At 63.5% G+C, this 17,569-nt stretch carries 16 protein-coding genes and 1 tRNA gene; 5 read left to right on the forward strand and 12 right to left on the reverse strand.

Features of this window, described 5'->3' with window-relative positions; all coding sequences use genetic code 11:
- The 4 genes from PMI38_RS04645 to PMI38_RS04660 form a co-directional block, all read right to left on the reverse strand.
- A partial coding sequence (locus tag PMI38_RS04645) for a LacI family DNA-binding transcriptional regulator (protein ID WP_008091264.1) occupies positions 1-569 on the reverse strand: 569 nt, incomplete at its 3' end.
- A gap of 4 nt (positions 570-573) precedes the next feature.
- Positions 574-1,569, reverse strand: coding sequence for an ABC transporter permease (locus PMI38_RS04650; RefSeq protein WP_008091267.1), 996 nt, complete (start codon positions 1,567-1,569; stop codon positions 574-576).
- Positions 1,566-3,116 (reverse strand): sugar ABC transporter ATP-binding protein, encoded by a 1,551-nt coding sequence (locus PMI38_RS04655; protein WP_008091268.1) that lies wholly within the window; start codon positions 3,114-3,116, stop codon positions 1,566-1,568. Before PMI38_RS04655 ends, PMI38_RS04650 begins: the two co-directional genes overlap by 4 nt.
- An 18-nt stretch (positions 3,117-3,134) precedes the next feature.
- The gene (locus tag PMI38_RS04660; RefSeq protein WP_008091270.1) at positions 3,135-4,091 is read right to left on the reverse strand and encodes a sugar ABC transporter substrate-binding protein; all 957 of its coding nucleotides are present in this window, start codon (positions 4,089-4,091) and stop codon (positions 3,135-3,137) included.
- Positions 4,092-4,412: 321 nt separating this feature from the next.
- On the opposite strand from PMI38_RS04660, the gene PMI38_RS04665 reads away from it, so the two are divergent.
- On the forward strand, positions 4,413-5,501 hold the full coding sequence (locus PMI38_RS04665) for an asparaginase (protein ID WP_008091271.1): 1,089 nt from the start codon (positions 4,413-4,415) through the stop codon (positions 5,499-5,501).
- Between the two features lie 139 nt (positions 5,502-5,640).
- Positions 5,641-5,883, forward strand: coding sequence for a DUF1654 domain-containing protein (locus PMI38_RS04670; protein ID WP_008091274.1), 243 nt, complete (start codon positions 5,641-5,643; stop codon positions 5,881-5,883).
- Positions 5,884-5,902: 19 nt separating this feature from the next.
- Here the strand turns inward: PMI38_RS04670 and PMI38_RS04675 are convergent, their stop codons facing one another.
- Both PMI38_RS04675 and PMI38_RS04680 read right to left on the reverse strand, forming a co-directional pair.
- Positions 5,903-6,328 carry a hypothetical protein gene (locus tag PMI38_RS04675; RefSeq protein ID WP_008091275.1) on the reverse strand — a complete coding sequence of 142 codons (426 nt, stop codon included), beginning with the start codon at positions 6,326-6,328 and terminating at the stop codon, positions 5,903-5,905.
- Between the two features lie 87 nt (positions 6,329-6,415).
- Positions 6,416-6,988 carry an SPOR domain-containing protein gene (locus PMI38_RS04680; protein ID WP_008091277.1) on the reverse strand — a complete coding sequence of 191 codons (573 nt, stop codon included), beginning with the start codon at positions 6,986-6,988 and terminating at the stop codon, positions 6,416-6,418.
- A gap of 298 nt (positions 6,989-7,286) precedes the next feature.
- Here PMI38_RS04680 and PMI38_RS04685 point away from each other — a divergent pair, with 298 nt between their 5' ends.
- Both PMI38_RS04685 and PMI38_RS04690 read left to right on the forward strand, forming a co-directional pair.
- The gene (locus tag PMI38_RS04685) at positions 7,287-7,496 is read left to right on the forward strand and encodes a hypothetical protein (RefSeq protein WP_008091280.1); all 210 of its coding nucleotides are present in this window, start codon (positions 7,287-7,289) and stop codon (positions 7,494-7,496) included.
- A gap of 72 nt (positions 7,497-7,568) precedes the next feature.
- Positions 7,569-8,219, forward strand: a complete 651-nt coding sequence (locus tag PMI38_RS04690) for a HEPN domain-containing protein (protein WP_008091282.1) — start codon at positions 7,569-7,571, stop codon at positions 8,217-8,219.
- A gap of 362 nt (positions 8,220-8,581) precedes the next feature.
- Here PMI38_RS04690 and PMI38_RS04695 read toward each other — a convergent pair.
- Positions 8,582-8,658: transfer RNA gene (locus tag PMI38_RS04695), tRNA-Val, on the reverse strand.
- A 349-nt stretch (positions 8,659-9,007) separates the two neighbouring features.
- Between PMI38_RS04695 and PMI38_RS04700 the strand changes: the two genes are divergently transcribed.
- Complete coding sequence (locus PMI38_RS04700; protein WP_008091284.1) at positions 9,008-11,119, forward strand: 3-hydroxyacyl-CoA dehydrogenase NAD-binding domain-containing protein; 2,112 nt, start codon at positions 9,008-9,010, stop codon at positions 11,117-11,119.
- Between the two features lie 98 nt (positions 11,120-11,217).
- On the opposite strand, the gene PMI38_RS04705 is transcribed toward PMI38_RS04700, so the two are convergent.
- The 5 genes from PMI38_RS04705 to PMI38_RS04725 form a co-directional block, all read right to left on the reverse strand.
- The gene (locus PMI38_RS04705) at positions 11,218-12,570 is read right to left on the reverse strand and encodes a DUF1329 domain-containing protein (RefSeq protein ID WP_043273045.1); all 1,353 of its coding nucleotides are present in this window, start codon (positions 12,568-12,570) and stop codon (positions 11,218-11,220) included.
- Between the two features lie 165 nt (positions 12,571-12,735).
- Positions 12,736-13,890 (reverse strand): acyl-CoA dehydrogenase family protein, encoded by a 1,155-nt coding sequence (locus tag PMI38_RS04710; RefSeq protein ID WP_008091288.1) that lies wholly within the window; start codon positions 13,888-13,890, stop codon positions 12,736-12,738.
- Between the two features lie 256 nt (positions 13,891-14,146).
- On the reverse strand, positions 14,147-15,814 hold the full coding sequence (locus PMI38_RS04715) for an AMP-binding protein (protein WP_008091290.1): 1,668 nt from the start codon (positions 15,812-15,814) through the stop codon (positions 14,147-14,149).
- Between the two features lie 119 nt (positions 15,815-15,933).
- On the reverse strand, positions 15,934-17,046 hold the full coding sequence (locus PMI38_RS04720; protein ID WP_008091291.1) for a CaiB/BaiF CoA transferase family protein: 1,113 nt from the start codon (positions 17,044-17,046) through the stop codon (positions 15,934-15,936).
- A 51-nt stretch (positions 17,047-17,097) separates the two neighbouring features.
- The gene (locus PMI38_RS04725; protein WP_008091292.1) at positions 17,098-17,553 is read right to left on the reverse strand and encodes a MaoC family dehydratase; all 456 of its coding nucleotides are present in this window, start codon (positions 17,551-17,553) and stop codon (positions 17,098-17,100) included.
- Positions 17,554-17,569 lie beyond the last annotated feature (16 nt).

Below are 17,569 nucleotides of genomic sequence, written 5' to 3' on the forward strand. Positions count from 1 at the left end.
CGGCGCACCTCGGCAGGACCGCCGATATAGGCGATATCGCGGTGGCCCAGTTCCAGCAAGTGGCAGGTGGCCAGGTAAGCGCCGTGTTCATGGTCGATACGCACCAGGTCGGCATCCACGCCTTCCAGTTCGCGGTCGACGATGACCATTGGCGTGCGCACGTTGGCCAGGCTCTGCAGCAAGTCGCTGTCTTCGCCCACCGACGCCACCACCAGGCCATCGATGCGCTTTTCCAGCAGCACGCGCAGATAGCTGCGTTGTTTTTGCGGGTTGTCGTCGGAGTTGCACAGGATCACACAGTAGCCATTGCGCTCACAGGCATCCTCGATACCCCGTGCCAGCTCGGCGAAATAGGGGTTGACGCTATTGGGCACGAGCAAACCGATGGTGGCCGTGCTGCGCGCCTTGAGCGACCGCGCAACGGCGCTGGGTACGTAGTCGAGTTCGACGATGGCCGCCTCGACCTTGAGCCGCACCTGTTCGCTGACCGGGCGGGTCTTGTTCAGTACATGGGACACGGTGGTGTAGGAAATACCCGCGAGTGCGGCGACGTCTTTGATGGTTGCCATGTTTTCAGTTCCGCCGGCTCGCGCGCCGGCTGCGATAAGTGTCGAGCACCACGGCGATGACGATGACCGCCCCGGTGATGATGCGTTTGGTGGGTTCCGATGCGCCGATCTGGGCAAGGCCTGCGGCCAGTACCGAGATGATCAGCACACCGAAGAAGGTACTGATGACCGAGCCGCGCCCGCCCATCAGGCTGGTGCCACCGATGACCACGGCGGCAATTACCTGCAGTTCGAGCCCGGCGCCGGCATTGGGGTCAGCGGCCTCCAGCCGGGAAATCTGGAACAGTGCGGCCAGGCCCGCCAGCAGCCCCATCAGGGCGAACACCAGCACCTTGTAAGGGCGCGGGTCGATGCCGGTCAGGCGCACGGCCTCTTCATTGGTGCCGATGCCGATCAGGTAGCGGCCGAACACCGTGCGGGTCAACACCAACTGGGCGAGGACGATCACCAGCAGGGCGATGATGAAGGCCGGCGAGATGCCAAAGGCGATCGGGTTGGAGAACCAGGCATAGGCATCGCCGATGTAGGCGGTGCGCGAGTCGGTGAACTGGTAGGCCAGGCCCCGGGCCATCTCCAGCACCCCGAGCGAGACGATGAACGAGGGGATGCGCCAGGCCACGGTGACCGCGCCCGTGACACTGCCTGCCAGGGCTGCCACGGCCATGCCGAGCACGGCGGCCGGCAGCACGCCCCAGCCCCAGCCGAGGATCGCCACGCTGACCGTGGACGCCGCCAGCGCGAGCACCGAGCCGACCGACAGGTCGATGCCGCCGATGATCAGCACGAAGGTCATGCCCACGGCCAACACCATCAGGTCGGGTATCTGATTGGCCAGGGTGCTGAAGGTGGCGTAGGACCAGAAGTGGCTGCTGAGCAGCGAGAACAGCACGATCATCGCCAACAAGGCGCCGGCCAGGCCCAGATAGGTACCCAGGCCGAAGTAGGTGCCGCTACGGCGCGCGGCCGTGCTGTCTGTCGTTTCGAGAGGTGGGGTCTTCATGCATCCATCCTGGGCGCTGCATCGTGCAGCAGGGCGTCACGTTTCTGATAGCCGGCGAAGGCGGCAGCGAGCAGCTGGTCCTGGCTCCAATGGTCGCGATCGAAGGTGTCGATCAGGCGACCGGCGCTGAGCACGGCGATGCGGTCACAGATCAGCATCAGCTCGCGCAGGTCGCTGGACACCACCACCAGCGCTTTGCCTTGGCGTGCCAGTTCGGCCAGCAGGCCGTAGATGTCGAACTTGGCGCCCACGTCGATGCCGCGGGTCGGCTCGTCGAACAGCAGCACCTGGCAGTCGCGCTCCAGCCAGCGGCCGATCACCACTTTCTGCTGGTTACCGCCCGACAGCTCGCCAACCGCCTGGGCAGCACCGGCACTGCGGATGCGCATGGCGGCAATCTGCCGTTCGGCAAGGGCCCGCTCGGCGTCGCCATCGAGCACGCCGGCACGGGACACGGCGCCAAGGTTGCCCAAGGCGATGTTGGCGCTGATCGACTGTGACAACAGCAAGCCTTCGCCTTTGCGGTCCTCGGTGATCAGGGCGATGCCGGCCTTGACCGCCGCCTTGGGCGAGTCGATGGTCACTGGCCTGGGCGGCTGACCCAGGGCGATGCTGCCACTGTCGGCGCGGTCGGCACCGAAGATCAGCCGCAGCAGCTCGGTGCGCCCGGCGCCGATCAGGCCCGAGATACCAAAGATCTCCCCTGCCCTGACCTCCAGCGACACGTCACGCACCTTGTCGCCGCGGCACAGGTGCTCGACCTTGAGCAACGGCGCACCGATCGTGCGGCGGCCCAGGTCGATGTGCTCGCCCAGCTCGCGGCCGACCATCAGGTTGACCAGCTCGGTGCTGCTGTAACGTTGGATCGGTTCGTCGCATACCAGCTTGCCGTCGCGCAGCACGACGATGCGCTGGGCAACACGCTGCAATTCTTCGAGCCGATGGGAGATGTAGACGATGGCCACGCCGCGCTGGCGCAAGCGTTCGATCTGCACGAACAGCAACTCCACCTCGCGCGCAGTGAGCATGGCCGTGGGTTCGTCGAAGATCAGCACATGGCAGTCGCCGATCAGGTTGCGCGCGATCTCGACCATCTGCTGATGGCCGATGCCCAGCTCGCCGACCGGGGTGTCCGGGTCGATGGCATCCAGGCCGACTTGGGCCATGGCGGCCGTGGCCAGTTGGCGCAGGCGCTTGCGGCTGATCCAGCCGAAACGGCTGGGCAGGTTGTCGAGGAACAGATTCTCGGCCACGGTCAGGGTCGGCAGGAGGTTGAGCTCCTGCATCACCATGCGCACCCCCAGACGTTCGGCATCGCTGCGGCTGGCGGGTGAGTAGGCCTGGCCGCGATAGGTCATGTGCCCGGTTGTGGGCGTCTCCAGGCCGCTGAAGAGCTTGGACAGGGTGCTCTTGCCCGCGCCGTTTTCACCGGTCAGGGCCAGCACCTCGCCGGCGCGCAGGGTCAGGCTGACATCGCCGAGCACAGGCTGGGCATAGCTTTTGCCCAGGCCGGTGGCGGTCAGTACCCCTTCATTGGCCGTCGACATGGCCGTTTCTCCTGGGCGTCAAGGCTGAGTGATCAGCGTGACCGGGGTCTGGATGACATTGTCGGCATCCACATCCGGTTTTTCTCCCTTGAGCATCTTCAGCGCCGCCTGGATCCCGAAGACGGCTTGCTCGCTGGCAGCCTGGTCGAGGGTGGCGAGTACGCGGCCGTCCTTGAGCATCGGTTTGATGGCGTTGATGTTGTCGTAGCCGACCACTTGCACCTGGCCGGTCTTGCCGGCGGCGCGCACTGCCGAGACAGCGCCCAGGGCCATGCTGTCGTTGCCGGCCAGCAGGGCCTTGAGGTCAGGGTATTCATTGAGCATCGACGCCGCGACGGCATTGCCCTTGTCGATCTCCCAGTTGCCGGACTGCACCGAGACGATCTTGATCTGCGCGGCTTCCATGGCGTCCTTGAAGCCTGCGGTGCGTTGCTGGGCGTTGGTGGTGGTCGGTACGCCTTCGATGATGCCGACCTGATCCCCGGCCTTGAGTTTTTCCTTGACCAGGTAATCGCCTACCAGGCGCGCGCCCTTGCGGTTGTCGGGGCCGACGAAGGGCACGCTGATGCCTTTGCTCTTGAGCACGTCGGGGTCGAGGCGGTTGTCGATGTTGACCACCGTGATGCCGGCGTCCATGGCTTTCTTGACCACGGGCACCAGGGCCTTGGAGTCGGCCGGGGCAATGATCAGCGCCTTGGCGCCGGTGGCGATCATCTGCTCGACGATGCGGATCTGGTTACCGGTGTCGGTCTCGTCCTTGATGCCGTTGGCCACCAGCTCGAAGTCGTCGGCGTGTTCTTTCTGGTAGGCCTTGGCGCCGTCTTCCATGGTGCGGAAGAACTCATTGGCCAGGGACTTCATCACCAGGGCAACCTTGGGCTTGTCTTCTGCGTGGGCTGCAGAAAAAGGCAGGGCGAGGGACAGCGAAGAAATGACGGCGAGCGCCAGCAGGCGACCGGGGAACGGCAGCTTCATGTCAGGTAACTCCGAATCTTGTGATTTTTATCGGATCGCAAACGTTTGCGTTGAGTAACTATGGAAACAGGATCCGCTTTTGTCAAATCCGTTTCGCTTTCCAGCCCAAGCCGCTCGTAGCGCAGATTATCGGGGATTTCTACGAAAAACCGAACAGCTTTTCCTATGCTTGTTCGGAGCCCCGAACGCGAGGGCAATCAACCGCCGCACTAAAGCCTTGTGGGGCCGGTAATAAGGGCAGATTAGACCCTGCTGGTACGAAAACTGCCTTGCATGCTTTGCGACACAGCAAACAAGCTCATTAGGAAGAGAACAATAACCATGAATGTTGCACTCAAGACCTTCGCCCCCAGCGCCCTCGCCCTGTTGCTGATCCTGCCAGCCACAGCGTCGGCCAAGGAAGTTGAAAACCAGCAGAAGCTGGCCAACGTGGTGATCCTTGCCACGGGCGGCACCATTGCCGGCGCTGGCGCCAGCGCTGCCAACAGCGCCACCTACCAGGCCGCCAAGCTTGGCGTGGATAAACTGATCGCCGGCGTACCGGAGCTGGCCGACCTGGCCAATGTCCGTGGCGAGCAGGTGATGCAGATCGCCTCCGAGAGCATCACCAACGACGACCTGCTCAAGCTGGGCAAGCGCGTGGCCGAACTGGCCGACAGCAACGACGTGGACGGCATCGTCATCACCCACGGTACCGACACCCTGGAAGAAACCGCCTACTTCCTCAACCTGGTGGAAAAGACCGACAAGCCGATCGTCGTGGTCGGCTCCATGCGCCCCGGCACCGCCATGTCCGCCGACGGCATGCTCAACCTGTACAACGCCGTGGCCGTGGCCAGCGACAAGGACTCGCGCGGCAAGGGCGTGCTGGTGACCATGAACGACGAGATCCAGTCCGGGCGCGATGTGAGCAAGTCGATCAACATCAAGACCGAAGCCTTCAAGAGCGCCTGGGGGCCGCTGGGCATGGTGGTGGAAGGCAAGTCCTACTACTTCCGCCTGCCCGCCAAGCGTCACACGGTCAACTCCGAGTTCGACATCAAGCAGATCAGCAGCCTGCCGCAGGTGGACATCGCCTATGGCTACGGCAACGTGACCGACACGGCCTACAAGGCGCTGGCGCAGAACGGCGCCAAGGCGCTGATCCATGCCGGTACCGGCAATGGCTCGGTGTCGTCGCGCGTGGTGCCGGCACTGCAGGAGCTGCGCAAGAACGGCGTGCAGATCATTCGTTCATCCCACGTCAACCAGGGCGGTTTCGTGCTGCGCAACGCCGAGCAACCGGATGACAAGAACGATTGGGTCGTGGCCCATGACCTGAACCCGCAGAAAGCGCGCATCCTGGCGATGGTTGCGATGACCAAGACCCAGGACAGCAAGGAGCTGCAGCGTATCTTCTGGGAATACTGATCGAAGCAGGCCCAAGGGCCGGTGTGCCAAGCGCACCGGCCCTGCCGCTACCGACGGTGGCTTTTTGCCTGACACGCTGTTGCGAAAATAACGGCAGTGAAATACTGTATGCGCATACAGCAAAACAAGGAAAATCCCCGTGGCCAGTACCGCTTCCGCAACGCCGAGCAGCTATGAACAACTGGGTGTGCGTATCCAGAAGATCATCAACAGTCCCACCGCCCAACGCAGCCGCGCCGCGCTGATCTTCCGCCTGGCGCACGAGTCGCCGGACGACTGGGAAACCCTGCTCGAGGAAATCGCCGAAAACGACAACGTCACCCTCGCCCACCGCGACGATGGCGGCGTGCAGATTTTCTGGACGGTGCCCAAGGAAGACTGAGCGCGCCTGTGCCTGAGGCTCAGGCCAGCGTCTGCAGGTAGGCGCTGGCTTCCCGGTAACGGGCCAGCCGCGCCAGGTCGGCGGGGCCGGGACACGGGATACGTGAGAGGTCGCTGTTGTCCGCCAGGTCCGCCAGCTTCACGGTGCGGGCCAACGGGTCGACACCCAGGCGCACCACGAAATCCTCGTAGCTTTCGCCCTGTCGCCGGCTCAAGGCGAGCAAGGCGGCGAGAATCTTGAGCGCGAACCCTTCGCGCGCAAGATCGGACAGTGTAAGCGGCGTATCTTCAATGACATCGTGCAGCACAGCGACGATCCGCTGTTCAGGCGTGGAAACCCGCATCATCACCCGCAACGGGTGAAGGATATACGCTGCGCCACCCTTGTCGTATTGCCCTTCATGCGCTCTGGCGGCCACAACGATGGCCCGCTCCAGTGTAGACATGAGGCTCTCCCCGTTCGGCCATCTCCCAACGCAAGCATAGCCGGCTCGGCAGGTAGATGACAGGGTGCCTTTCCCAGAGCCGCGGGGTCAGCGTTGGGCACCATGCTGGATGACGACCGAATCAGTACCCAGCTTGGCCATGACTTCGGCCTTGCGCGCCTGCGCCTCTTCCCGGGTCGGGAACGGCCCCATGAGCACCACCGGCTTGCCATCGCGGTATTCGACCGAGGACGGTATGCCCTTCTCGATCAGCCGCGCGGTCATGTCGCTCAATGCGCCCATGTTCGCGCCCTGGACCACCTCCACATCCCAACCTTCCGGCGCCGGCTGGTCGGCCAGTGCCTCGGCACGGCGCTGCAGGTCGGCACCGCCGCACAGTTCACGGATGCGCAGGTTATCGCCATTGTCGTCGACGATGATCTGGTACTGGCCATCGTCACCCTTGATGGCTACGTAGCTGCGATAGGCTTCGTACTGCCCGGCCTCGTCCTTGCCCCGTACTTGACCGCAGATGGTGCCTTTGGTGTCGATCCGCACGTTGCCGAACTTGGCGGTCTTGGGGTTGTGCAAGTGCTCGGCGACCTGCTTGTGCACACCTTCGACCTCGTTCTCACAGCCAACCAGGGCCAGCACTGCCATTACCACTGCCAGTTTGCGCACGCGTGTACCTCCAGATTCGAAGGGGCGGATTCTAGCATGACGGCCCATGGCCAGGACCGCGACCATACGTTACACCTTGCAACAGCCCTGTCCCGGTCGAACGCCGTACCGGGGCCGCTCTGCGGCCCATCGCCGGCAAGCCGGCCCCCACAGTAAAAGAGCAACCCTCGATGCTCACGCGGTCCCTGTGGGAGCCGGCTTGCCGGCGATGGGCTGCAAAGCAGCCCCCGCGACAGGGCGACACCATCTGTCGTCCTCTCAAGGCACAGTCACCCCACGTAAACCGTGGAGACCCTATATGCCTATACCGCCTCGGCCCCGCACCTTCATCTGCCCGGACTGTCATTGGCAGCGCACCACTATCCCAGCCAGCGACGCGCTGCAGGTGAACATCGACTGGTTCTTCCGCTGCCCGGTCTGCAACAGCGAACTTCAAACCCGGCCGGCCACCCGCGCGGAAATCATGAGGGCGCGGCTGACCCAGTTCTTTTGCCACCCACGCGACTGAACCTTTAATGATAGCCTATGGCCACAAAGCGCCCTGCGCGCACGCTCTCCCGGCCTTAGGAACCCCAGGAATATGGACTATCAGTCGCTCAAGACTCGCCACCGCAACGAACGCGACGCACATCACCCGAACCTTGCGCTGCGCGTTCACCGAGCGCTGAGCTGGCTGCATCGCGCCGAGCAGGCTGAAGACGTGGATGGTCGCTTCATTTTCCTCTGGATCGCTTTCAACGCCGCCTATGCCACCGACATCGATGAACATCATCGGTTGTCCGAACAAGAGGCCTTCAAGGCCTTCCTGCAAAAGCTCTGCCTGCTCGACACCGAGCACCTCATCGAGAAGCTGGTGTGGTCCGAGTTCCCTGGCAGCATTCGTGCCTTGCTGGACAACCCCTTCGTGTTCCAGAGCTTCTGGGAATTCCAGAACGGCAAGATCACCCAGGCCGAGTGGGAGCAACGCTTGCGCGGCGGCAAGCGCGCTGCCCACCAGGCGCTGGCTGAACGCGATACGGCAAAGGTGCTGGGGGTGATGTTCAACCGCATCTATACCCTGCGCAACCAGCTGATGCATGGCGGTGCAACCTGGGATGGCAGCGTCAATCGCTCGCAACTGCGCGACTGCACCAAGCTGCTGGGCAAGCTGGTGCCACTGATCATTCTGCTCATGCTCGACAACCCCAGGACGCTTTGGGGGGATGCCTGTTACCCGGTGGTCGGCGCATAACGCATCACCTTCGCCAGACCTCTGCCCCGCTAGCGTTGTTCCCGTACGAACTCGATATTGGCCTTCACTGGCGCCGGCTTGGGTTGTTGCTTCAGGCCGTCTTCAAGACAGCAAGTAGCCCGCGCACCTGATCGGTCGCGAAGGCTCGGTGTCACTGGGTGCTATCAGAGCGTCACAAAACCTACCTCGATAGTGCCCCGGGTCTTTGAGCAGGGGCAGATCTAATGCGCCTCGGCATCCACGGCCACACCGTCAGGCATATGCAGCGGGACGTGCGTCGCCGGAGGTGACCAAGGGGTAGTAACGGGGAGAGAGTGCAAAAACAAAAAGGGCGATCCTTTCGGATCGCCCTTTCTGAGATTTGGTAGGCACAATTGGACTCGAACCAACGACCCCCACCATGTCAAGGTGGTGCTCTAACCAACTGAGCTATGTGCCTGTCGTGTGGGGCGCATATTAGAGATCGAACACACACCTGTAAAGCGTTTTTTTCAAAAAAATCAAAAACTTTCAGATCCCGGGCAGCGCTTGTGTCCGGTGCCCATCGCCGGCAAGCCGGCTCCCACAGGTACACCACAGGCCATGAAAGCAGTGCTCTACCTGTGGGAGCCGGCTTGCCGGCGATGAGGCCAGTGGATTCGGAAGCAGATCTTGCAGCTCAAACCCCCGAAAAATGCCCCCTCCCCCTCCCTTAAGGGAGGACGCCTGTATGAACCAGATTGGGTCTACTGGACGCTCCGGAAGTCTCCGCGCCCTTGTAAACCATCGTTCCAGTCACAGGAGCCATCATGAACCCATTGATCCATTACCACGTCGACGCCGAGCTAGCCCTGATCGGCCTTGCCCGCCCGCCGGTCAACGCCCTGGGACAGCCATTGCGGGCTGCCCTCCTGGAAGCCTGCGAGCAGGCGCAGGCCGATCCGGCGGTTCGCGCCATCGTGCTGTACGGCGCCAACGGCCTGTTCAGTGCCGGTGCGGACATCAGCGAATTCGGCACCCAGGCCTCCTGCGCGGCACCCGACCTGCCTGGCCTGCTGCAGCGCCTGACCAGCATGGACAAACCCCTGGTGGCGGCCCTCGGTAAACTCGCACTGGGTGGCGGGTTGGAGCTGGCACTGGCCTGCGGCTACCGCATCGGCGAGCCAGGCACACGTGTCGGCCTGCCGGAAATCAACCTCGGCCTGCTTCCCGGTGCCGGCGGCACCCAGCGTCTACCTCGCCTGATTGGCGCTAGGCAGGCCTTGGATCTCATCCTTGCCGGCACGCCAGTGAACAGTGAAACCGCGCTGCGCCTGGGCATCCTTGACCGCGTCGCAAAGCATGCTGACGCGCTGCTCGACGAAGCCTGCGCCTTTGCCCGAGAGCTGCTTGGCGACCGCGCAGCCGCTCGCCCGGATGTGCCTTACCCCGACCCGGCAGGCGGCTTGCCCGATGACTTCTTCGAGCATTTTCTCGAAGCCAATGCCCCTCGCTGGAAAAGCCGCCTGGCGCCCAGGCTTGTGCTCGATGCCCTTCAAGCCGCGTGTCGGTGGCCGTTGACCGAAGGCTTGGCCCACGAACAGGTGCTGTTCAAGCAAGCCGAAGATTCCCGCCAGTCGGCTGCCCTGCGCCATGTCTTCTTCGCCGAACGCGAGGCAGCCAAGGTGCCTTGGATCGAAGCCGACCTGCCACTACGCCCCATCTGCAAGGTGGCCGTGATCGGCGCGGGCACCATGGGCGGCGGTATCGCCATGAACTTCGCCAATGCCGGTATCCCGGTCATCCTCCTGGAGCGTCAACAAGATGCGCTCGACCGGGGGATCGCGCAGATCAACCGCAACTACGCCAACAGCGTAAAGCGCGGCAAACTCGCACCCGAGCAACTCGAACAGCGCACGACGCTGATCTCCGGCACCTTGGACTACGCCGACCTGCGAGACGTCGATCTGGTGATCGAGGCCGTCTTCGAAAAGCTGGAAATCAAGCAGGAGGTGTTCCGCACCCTGGATGAAGTGTGCAAACCAGGCGCCATCCTCGCCACCAACACCTCATCCCTGGACGTCGACCGGATCGCGGCCGTGACTTCACGGCCGCACGATGTCATTGGTCTGCACTTCTTCAGCCCGGCCAACGTCATGCGCCTGCTGGAAGTCGTGAACGGGCGGCAAACCGCAGCGGACGTGCTGGCCACCACCCTGAAGCTGGGCCGCACCATCGGCAAGCTTCCGGTCGTGTCGGGCGTGTGCTTCGGCTTCATCGGCAACCGCATGCTCGAGCCCTATGCGCGCGAAGCCCACCGCCTGGTACTCGAAGGCGCCAGCCCCGCACAGGTCGACAACGTGCTGACGGGCCTGGACCTGAACATGGGGGTGCTGAGCATGCTCGACCTGGCCGGCATCGACGTGAACTTCCTGGTACGCGACGCCAACCGCACGGCAATCAACCACGACGACAGCTACTGCCGCCTGGGCGACGAACTTTACGCCCTGGGCCGGTATGGCCAGAAGACCGGCCGGGGTTTCTACCTCTACGACGACCGCGAGCGGCAGGAAGACTACGAGGTGATCGCCCTGGCCGAGCGCCTGGCGGGAGAGCTGCACATTCCACGACGGCCGATCGATGCCCAGGAAATCCACGACCGCTGCCTGTTCATGCTGATCAACGAGGGTATCCAGCTGCTGGACGAAGGCATCGCCTTGCGCGCCAGCGATATCGACCTGGTGTGGATCAATGGCTACGGCTTCCCGGCCCACCTGGGCGGGCCGATGCACTATGCCGAACAGCTCGGCCTGGACAAGGTATTGCGCGGTATCGAGCACTACCGCCAGACCCTTGGCGCCTACGGCGAAATGTGGTTCCAGCCGGCCCCGCTGCTGGCACGCCTGGTGGCCGCCGGCAAGACCCGTATCGAACGTTTCTGAGCACCGCCGGCTCAGGCCGGCCCCTCTCCCTGACACAAGCAAGTAAAAAAAAAGCGGAGCCGAATCCTTCGGCTCCGCCCAGGTCAAGCCGACCTGCGTTAGCGCACGCCCGACCCGGCAAGGCTGTCCGGTGTCCAGCGAGAATCAGAAGTCATGTTGTCGGACACCACCACGCCACCGGTGCTGGGCCAGATGTTGATGTAGTAAGTGCCCGCGATGAGATCGTAATGCCCGGAGGTCGTGGTGTTGATCGCATCGGCATCGTACAGGGCTGTCAGGTAGGCGAAGCCTGGGCGCCAAAGCTGGCCACGGCCGTCGTACTGGTCGTTGGAAAGCACCGCCCAGCTGTCCTCGTCGACGTAGAAGGTGCGCTTGGAGTAGATGTGACGCGCACCCGGCTTCAAGGTCGCTTCCACCACCCAGACACGATGGAGCTCCCAACGCACGAAGTCCGGGTTGATGAATGCGTTGCCGAACACCTGGTCAGGATCAGCGGCATAGGTAAAGCGATAGGTGTTGTACGGCACGTACATTTCTTTCTTGCCGACCAGCTTCCAGTCGTAGCGGTCCATGCGGCCGTTGAACAGGTTGACGTCGTCCATGGTGGACATGCCGGAAGTACTGGGGTTTGGCGTGTCGTAGGCCAGGTCTGGCGCCAGGCGTACCCGACGTTGCCCTGGCAGGTACTGATAGGCGCGACGGGGTTTTTCGCCATCGACGCTCTCGAAGGTCATCACCGCCTCGCCCGCCCGACGGGCCGGGCCGCTGTAGTTGGTCCGGGCGCGGTTGTAGAGGGTGGGCTCGCCTTCTTTCTGGCTATAGAACGGGCTTTCCAGTGTCCAGGCCCCTTGGGTCGAGAGCACACGCTTGCCAGCCGCATCGACGTTGTAGGCGGAATACCTGGGAATCACATAGGACGGTCCCTGGTAGCGGGCGATGTGATTGATCATGACCTCGATGCCCTGCTTGGGGATCGGGAAGGGAATCCCGCCGCTGGCACCCACCGCGGTATCGCCCGTATCGGACAGCTTGGCCTGCGTGGCATTCTTCATGGTTTTTTCACGCACGGCCTGGGGATAGACGACCGTCCGGTGAGTCGGATAGACGTCCATACGAAAACCGGAGAGCTTCTTGAACATCGCCTTTTGCCCATCGCTGAGCTTGTCTGCGTACGCGTCGGCGTTTTTCGCATCGATGGAGAACAGCGGTTTCTCGTTGGCGAAGGGATCCGGACGCACCCCTTTGCCCTTGTCGAATCCGGCGGGTGCCGTGGTCAATCCGCCGGTGTACGCGGGAATGCTGCCATCCTTGTTGCCTGCCATCTCGGCGCCGATCGGCGTCAGGGTGACGCCCAACTGCTTGGCCTCCTGATCAGACACCGCAGCATGGAGCACGCCTGTGTGCGCCGCCATCAAGCTGGCCGCGAGCAGGATTTTTGTCAGTGTGGTCATGTCTCCACCTTCTAAGGTTGTGATGTTCGAAGTCAGCGCATCACGCCGGTCTGGGCACACGCCCTGTGGCTTGCGTGAACGCGGACTTGCCTGGTTGTTGTATCCAAGCAGCCGCCGCATTGCCCCTCCCTAAATGGCCAGTGGGGAGGGGGCGCCCTGGAGGGCTTAGACGAATGCGCCGATGCCGGTAAGCGCGCGGGAGATCATCAGTTTCTGGATCTCGGTGGTACCGTCGGGAATCGGGATGACGATGGCCTCCCGGGCCAGGCGCTCGACATCGAACTCCTTGGTCAGGCCATTGCCGCCATGCAGCTGCACCGCGTCACGGCAGACCTTCACGGCCATTTCGGTGGCGAACCACTTGGCCATCGACGACTGCACGTCACAGCGAATGCCGGCGTCCATCATCGAGAAGGCCCGGAAGCACATCAGCCGTGCGGCGTCGGTCAGGGTGGCCATTTCGGCGATCTTGGCAGCGACCAGTTGATGGGCGGCAATGGGCTTGCCGAACTGCTGGCGCTCCTTGGCATAGCTGATCGACGCTTCGAGCGACGCACGCATCAAACCTACGGACAGCATGCCCACATTGGCGCGTGCCTTCTCGAACAGCTTCATGGTGTTCTTCAGGCCCGACCCTTCTTCCCAGACCATGTTGCTGGCGGGCACCCGTGCACCGTCGAAGAACACCTGGGCCGTGGACTGGCCATTGAGCGCGATCTTGTCGATATTGCGCGTCTCGTAGCCGTGCTCCTCGCGGTCGACGAGGATGTGCGACAGCGCCTTTTCACCCGTGCGCACGGTGGTGATCAAGAAGTCGGAGTAGTGCCCGTTGGAGATCCAGGTCTTCTCGCCCTTGATGATGAAATGCTCGCCATCGCGCTTGCCGGTAGCCTTGATATCGGCCACGTTGGAGCCCACGTCCGGTTCACTGATGCAAAAACCACCAAAGGTACGCCCGGCCATGATGTCCGGCAGGTAACGCTCGCGCAGATGGGCCTGCGATGCCGGCAATTCCGCCAGCGTGACCGCCATCCCCTTGTTGATCATCACGCACAGGCCAATGTCGACGGACACGGCGCACAGCTCTTCGAACAGCATGGCCTCGGTGACCAGATCAAGGCCAAGGCCGCCATGCTCCTCGGCGACGCTCACCCCGGGCAGGCCGAACTCGGCGATCCCCTGGGTGATTTCACGCATCCGCTCCTTGGGAATGTGCTGGTCGCCATAGCGGCGTGCGACGGGGCGGATTTCGGCATCGAGGAACTTGCGAAAACTCTCGACGGCAAGGCGTTGCTCTTCACTGGGCATGCAAATTTTCATTGTGTGTCGCTCCTTCGGGTCGCAGTGCCGGTGCGAACACAGTCGCCCTGGCTCAGGTGATACGTGGGTTGTCGCTGGTGCGATGGATCACCAGTGGCTACCGACGTTACGTGAGCCCTGTGGGCGATTCCCCCCCACGTTAGAGGGGCCAGAGGGGGTCTGGTGGGGTGCCGTTGCCAGGTCTGGAAACGGAGGCGACACCGGGCCCGTCACTGCAATCGCAGGCGAGCCCGGTCTTGGCGCTGGAGGGGAACACTCACTCGAAGATAACGGTGCGACCTGATGCCAGCCATTGCCCGGCCTGCCCCAGGTAACGGCTTTCGATGACGTCACGCTTGATCTTGAGGGTTGGGGTGAGGAAGCCGTTCTCGATGCTCCAGAGGTCGTTCACGACGACCACGTAGCCGAGCCGCTCATGGGCTTCGAGGTCGAGGTTGAGACGCTCGCGCAACGTGTCCAGCTCACACTGCAACTGGTGGCGCGCGTGCGTATCGGCCAGGCTGTCACGCCCCTCGGGCGACAGCATGAGCAACGCGAAGGGCGCAGGCTGCCCGGGCCCGGTGACGCACACCGCCTCGACCCAGCGGTGTGCGATACGGTTCTCGATGGGCACCGGCGCCACGTACTTGCCCTTGTCGGTCTTGAACAGCTCCTTCACCCGCCCCGTGATCTTCAGGCGCCCCTCCTCGTCGAGCACGCCACGGTCACCGGTCTTGAAGTAGCCATCGGCGGTCATGCTTTCGGCCGTCAGTGCCGGTTGCCGGTAATAGCCCAGCATCCGCGTGGCGCAATCGACGAGCACTTCGCCGTCCTCCGACAGGCGACAGCGCACGCCGGGCAATGCCTGCCCGACATAGCCCACGCGCACCTGGCCCGGCCGGCTGTAGTGGGAATAGCAGAAGTTCTCGGACATGCCGTAGACCTCCAACAACTCCAGGCCAAGGTTGCGGTACCAGTTGACGATCTCCAGCGGCAGCGGTGCCGAGCCGGTAAAGGCAATGCGGGTGCAGTCCAGGCCCAGCATGACCAGCACCTGTTTCCTCAGTGCCGCACCCGCTTCGCACGGGCTGGCCAACAAGGCCTGCTGCTCGGCCGGAAGGCGTGTGCAGATCGCCTGGTAGAACTTGGTCCAGAGCCTGGGCATCGAGATGAACATCGATGGCCGCGCGCGGCACAGGTCCTGGGTGAAGGTTTCCAGGGTGTCGTTGAAGAAGACCTGCACGCCATGGCAGAGCGAATTGGACTCTACCGAGGAACGCTCGGCGGCATGGGCCAGCGGCAGGTAGGACAGCAAGCGATCATCCGGTCCCAGCTGGATGAAGTCACCGCCAGCCAGCGAAGCATAGGCATGCATGCTGCCGAAGCTGTGCATCACCCCTTTGGGCGTACCCGTGGTACCCGAGGTGTAGATGATGGTCGCCAACTGATCGGGGTCGGGCAGAAGGATATCCTGCAGCGGGTCATTGGCGGCACACACCTCCTCCCATTGCCGATAGTCGCCCTCGGGCGCCAACGGCAATGCAATGACCGGCACTTCGGCTGGCAGCATCTGCTGGATACTGCTGCCGGGCTCCATCCGCCCGAGGAACAGCAGGCGGATGTCGGCATGATCGACGATGTAGCGCAGGGTATCGGCATTCATCGTCGGGTACAGCGGCACGGAGACATGACCGGCCATCCAGATCGCCAGGTCGGCCATGATCCAGTGAGCGCTGTTCTTGCCCAGGATGGCGATACTGCTCCCGGCGGGCAGTTGCAACGCGGCCAGGTAGGTGGCCATCCGTCGCGCCTGGTCACCCACCTGGCGCCAGCTGTACTCATGGACCTGACCCGCCACAGGCTGGGTCAGGTAGATCGCATCGGGTCGGTTGGCTTCCCAGTGCAGGAAGCGATGGAGCAAGGTCGTCGAGTTATTATTGTTCATGCAACGTTCCTTCCAGGTCATGACCGGTCGCGGCCCGCCCTCACGGGCGCGGACGCTGTTGAACGGCCGGATCAGGGGGCGGCTCAAGGTGCCGAATCGGCTGACACGCCCCGTACCGCTCACCTTGCGCACCAATCGCGCAACACCGCCTCCGAATCCTGGCCGCGGGCCGGTATGGCGCCTGGCGCTGCCGGTTGGGTCACCGAAAAGCGCGGCGCCGGGTTGGCCTGCAGCACGCCATCGATCCGGCTGTACACGCCCCGCGCCGCCATATGCGGATGCTGCGCCGCCTCGTCGAGATCGAGCACCGGCGCGAAGCAGGCATCGGTGCCTTCGAGCAACGCGCACCATTGCTCGCGGGTGCGGGTGGCGAACAGCTCGGCGAAGCCTTCGTGCAGGTTCGGCCACAGCTGTGGATCATGCCCCTTGGCATAGGCCGGGTCACCTGCCAGGCCGAGCTTGTCCAGCAACAGTTTGTAGAAGCGCGGCTCCACCGAGCCCACCGAAATGAACTTGCCGTCGGCACAGCGATAGGTGCGGTACCAATGCGGCCCGTCCAGCAGGCTGGTGCCACGCTCGTTGTGCATCTGCCCTGCCGATTTGAGCCCCAGCATCAGGTTCAGCATATGGGCGCTGCCATCGACGATCGCGGCGTCCACCACCTGGCCCTGGCCGGTGGCCCGGGCGTTCATGATGCCGGCCAGCAGGCCCACCGCCAGGTACATCGAACCGCCACCGATGTCGCCCACCAGGCTCGGCGGGGCCATCGGCGCCTGGCCCGGCTGACCTGACCACCACAACGCGCCGGACAGCGCGATGTAGTTGAGATCATGACCGGCAGCCTGGGCCATAGGGCCGGCCTGGCCCCAACCGGTCATGCGGCCGTAGATCAGCTTCGGGTTGCGTGCCAGGCATACGCCGGGGCCCAGGCCCAGGCGCTCCATCACACCGGGCCGCATGCCCTCGATCAGCGCATCGCAGTTTTCCACCAGGCCCAGCACGGTATCGATGCCTGCCTGGCTCTTCAGGTCGACGGCGATGGAGCGTTTGCCCCGGTTGCACACGGCGTGCTTGCCAAGGTCCAGGTCCTCATCGCCTGCGGCCAGGCGATCCACCACCACCACATCCGCGCCCAGGTCGGCGAGCAGCATGCCGCAGAACGGTGCAGGCCCGAGCCCTGCGATTTCCAGAATTCTCAGCCCCTTCAGAGGGCCAGTGCGTTCTTGTGCCATCAGGTCATTTCTCCATGGGCTGGCAGCGCCAGCCTCCTGTCACGCTGCCGTTCAACCGAACACACGCAGGATGCATTCCGCCACGCAGGCGGGCTTGGCGACGTGCTCGATTTCCACGGTCATCTCGTAGGTGACCTGGGCACCATTGCCCTCCAGCGGCTCCCAGGACTGCACCTTGAAGTGCGCGCGCAGACGGCTGTCCACCGGCACCGGCTGGACGAAACGCACCTTGTTCAGGCCGTAGTTCACGCCCATCTTCACGTTGCGCACCTCGAACGCATCGGTCATGAACGTCGGCAGCAAGCTGAGGGTCAGGAAGCCATGGGCGATCGTCTTGCCGAACGGGCCTTTGGCGGCGCGCTCCGGGTCGACGTGAATCCACTGCTGATCGCCGGTGGCCTCGGCGAAGGTATCGATACGCTGCTGATCGATGGCCACCCAGTCGCTGCTGCCGACCACCTCGCCAACCAAGCCCCGCAGCGCGTCCACGTTCTCAAAGCTGTTCATGTTGCTCTCCCCCTGG

The sequence above is a fragment of the Pseudomonas sp. GM84 genome (assembly GCF_000282535.1).
Classification (GTDB): domain Bacteria; phylum Pseudomonadota; class Gammaproteobacteria; order Pseudomonadales; family Pseudomonadaceae; genus Aquipseudomonas.

Coding starts and splice junctions, on each gene's coding strand:
- PMI38_RS04690 (WP_008091282.1), top strand. CDS start 7,569: ATGGACTATCAGTCGCTCAAGACTCGCCACCGCAACGAACGCGACGCA.
- PMI38_RS04700 (WP_008091284.1), top strand. CDS start 9,008: ATGAACCCATTGATCCATTACCACGTCGACGCCGAGCTAGCCCTGATC.
- PMI38_RS04685 (WP_008091280.1), top strand. CDS start 7,287: ATGCCTATACCGCCTCGGCCCCGCACCTTCATCTGCCCGGACTGTCAT.
- PMI38_RS04715 (WP_008091290.1), bottom strand. CDS start 15,814: ATGAACAATAATAACTCGACGACCTTGCTCCATCGCTTCCTGCACTGG.
- PMI38_RS04720 (WP_008091291.1), bottom strand. CDS start 17,046: ATGGCACAAGAACGCACTGGCCCTCTGAAGGGGCTGAGAATTCTGGAA.
- PMI38_RS04710 (WP_008091288.1), bottom strand. CDS start 13,890: ATGAAAATTTGCATGCCCAGTGAAGAGCAACGCCTTGCCGTCGAGAGT.
- PMI38_RS04665 (WP_008091271.1), top strand. CDS start 4,413: ATGAATGTTGCACTCAAGACCTTCGCCCCCAGCGCCCTCGCCCTGTTG.
- PMI38_RS04725 (WP_008091292.1), bottom strand. CDS start 17,553: ATGAACAGCTTTGAGAACGTGGACGCGCTGCGGGGCTTGGTTGGCGAG.
- PMI38_RS04660 (WP_008091270.1), bottom strand. CDS start 4,091: ATGAAGCTGCCGTTCCCCGGTCGCCTGCTGGCGCTCGCCGTCATTTCT.
- PMI38_RS04650 (WP_008091267.1), bottom strand. CDS start 1,569: ATGAAGACCCCACCTCTCGAAACGACAGACAGCACGGCCGCGCGCCGT.
- PMI38_RS04655 (WP_008091268.1), bottom strand. CDS start 3,116: ATGTCGACGGCCAATGAAGGGGTACTGACCGCCACCGGCCTGGGCAAA.
- PMI38_RS04705 (WP_043273045.1), bottom strand. CDS start 12,570: ATGACCACACTGACAAAAATCCTGCTCGCGGCCAGCTTGATGGCGGCG.
- PMI38_RS04675 (WP_008091275.1), bottom strand. CDS start 6,328: ATGTCTACACTGGAGCGGGCCATCGTTGTGGCCGCCAGAGCGCATGAA.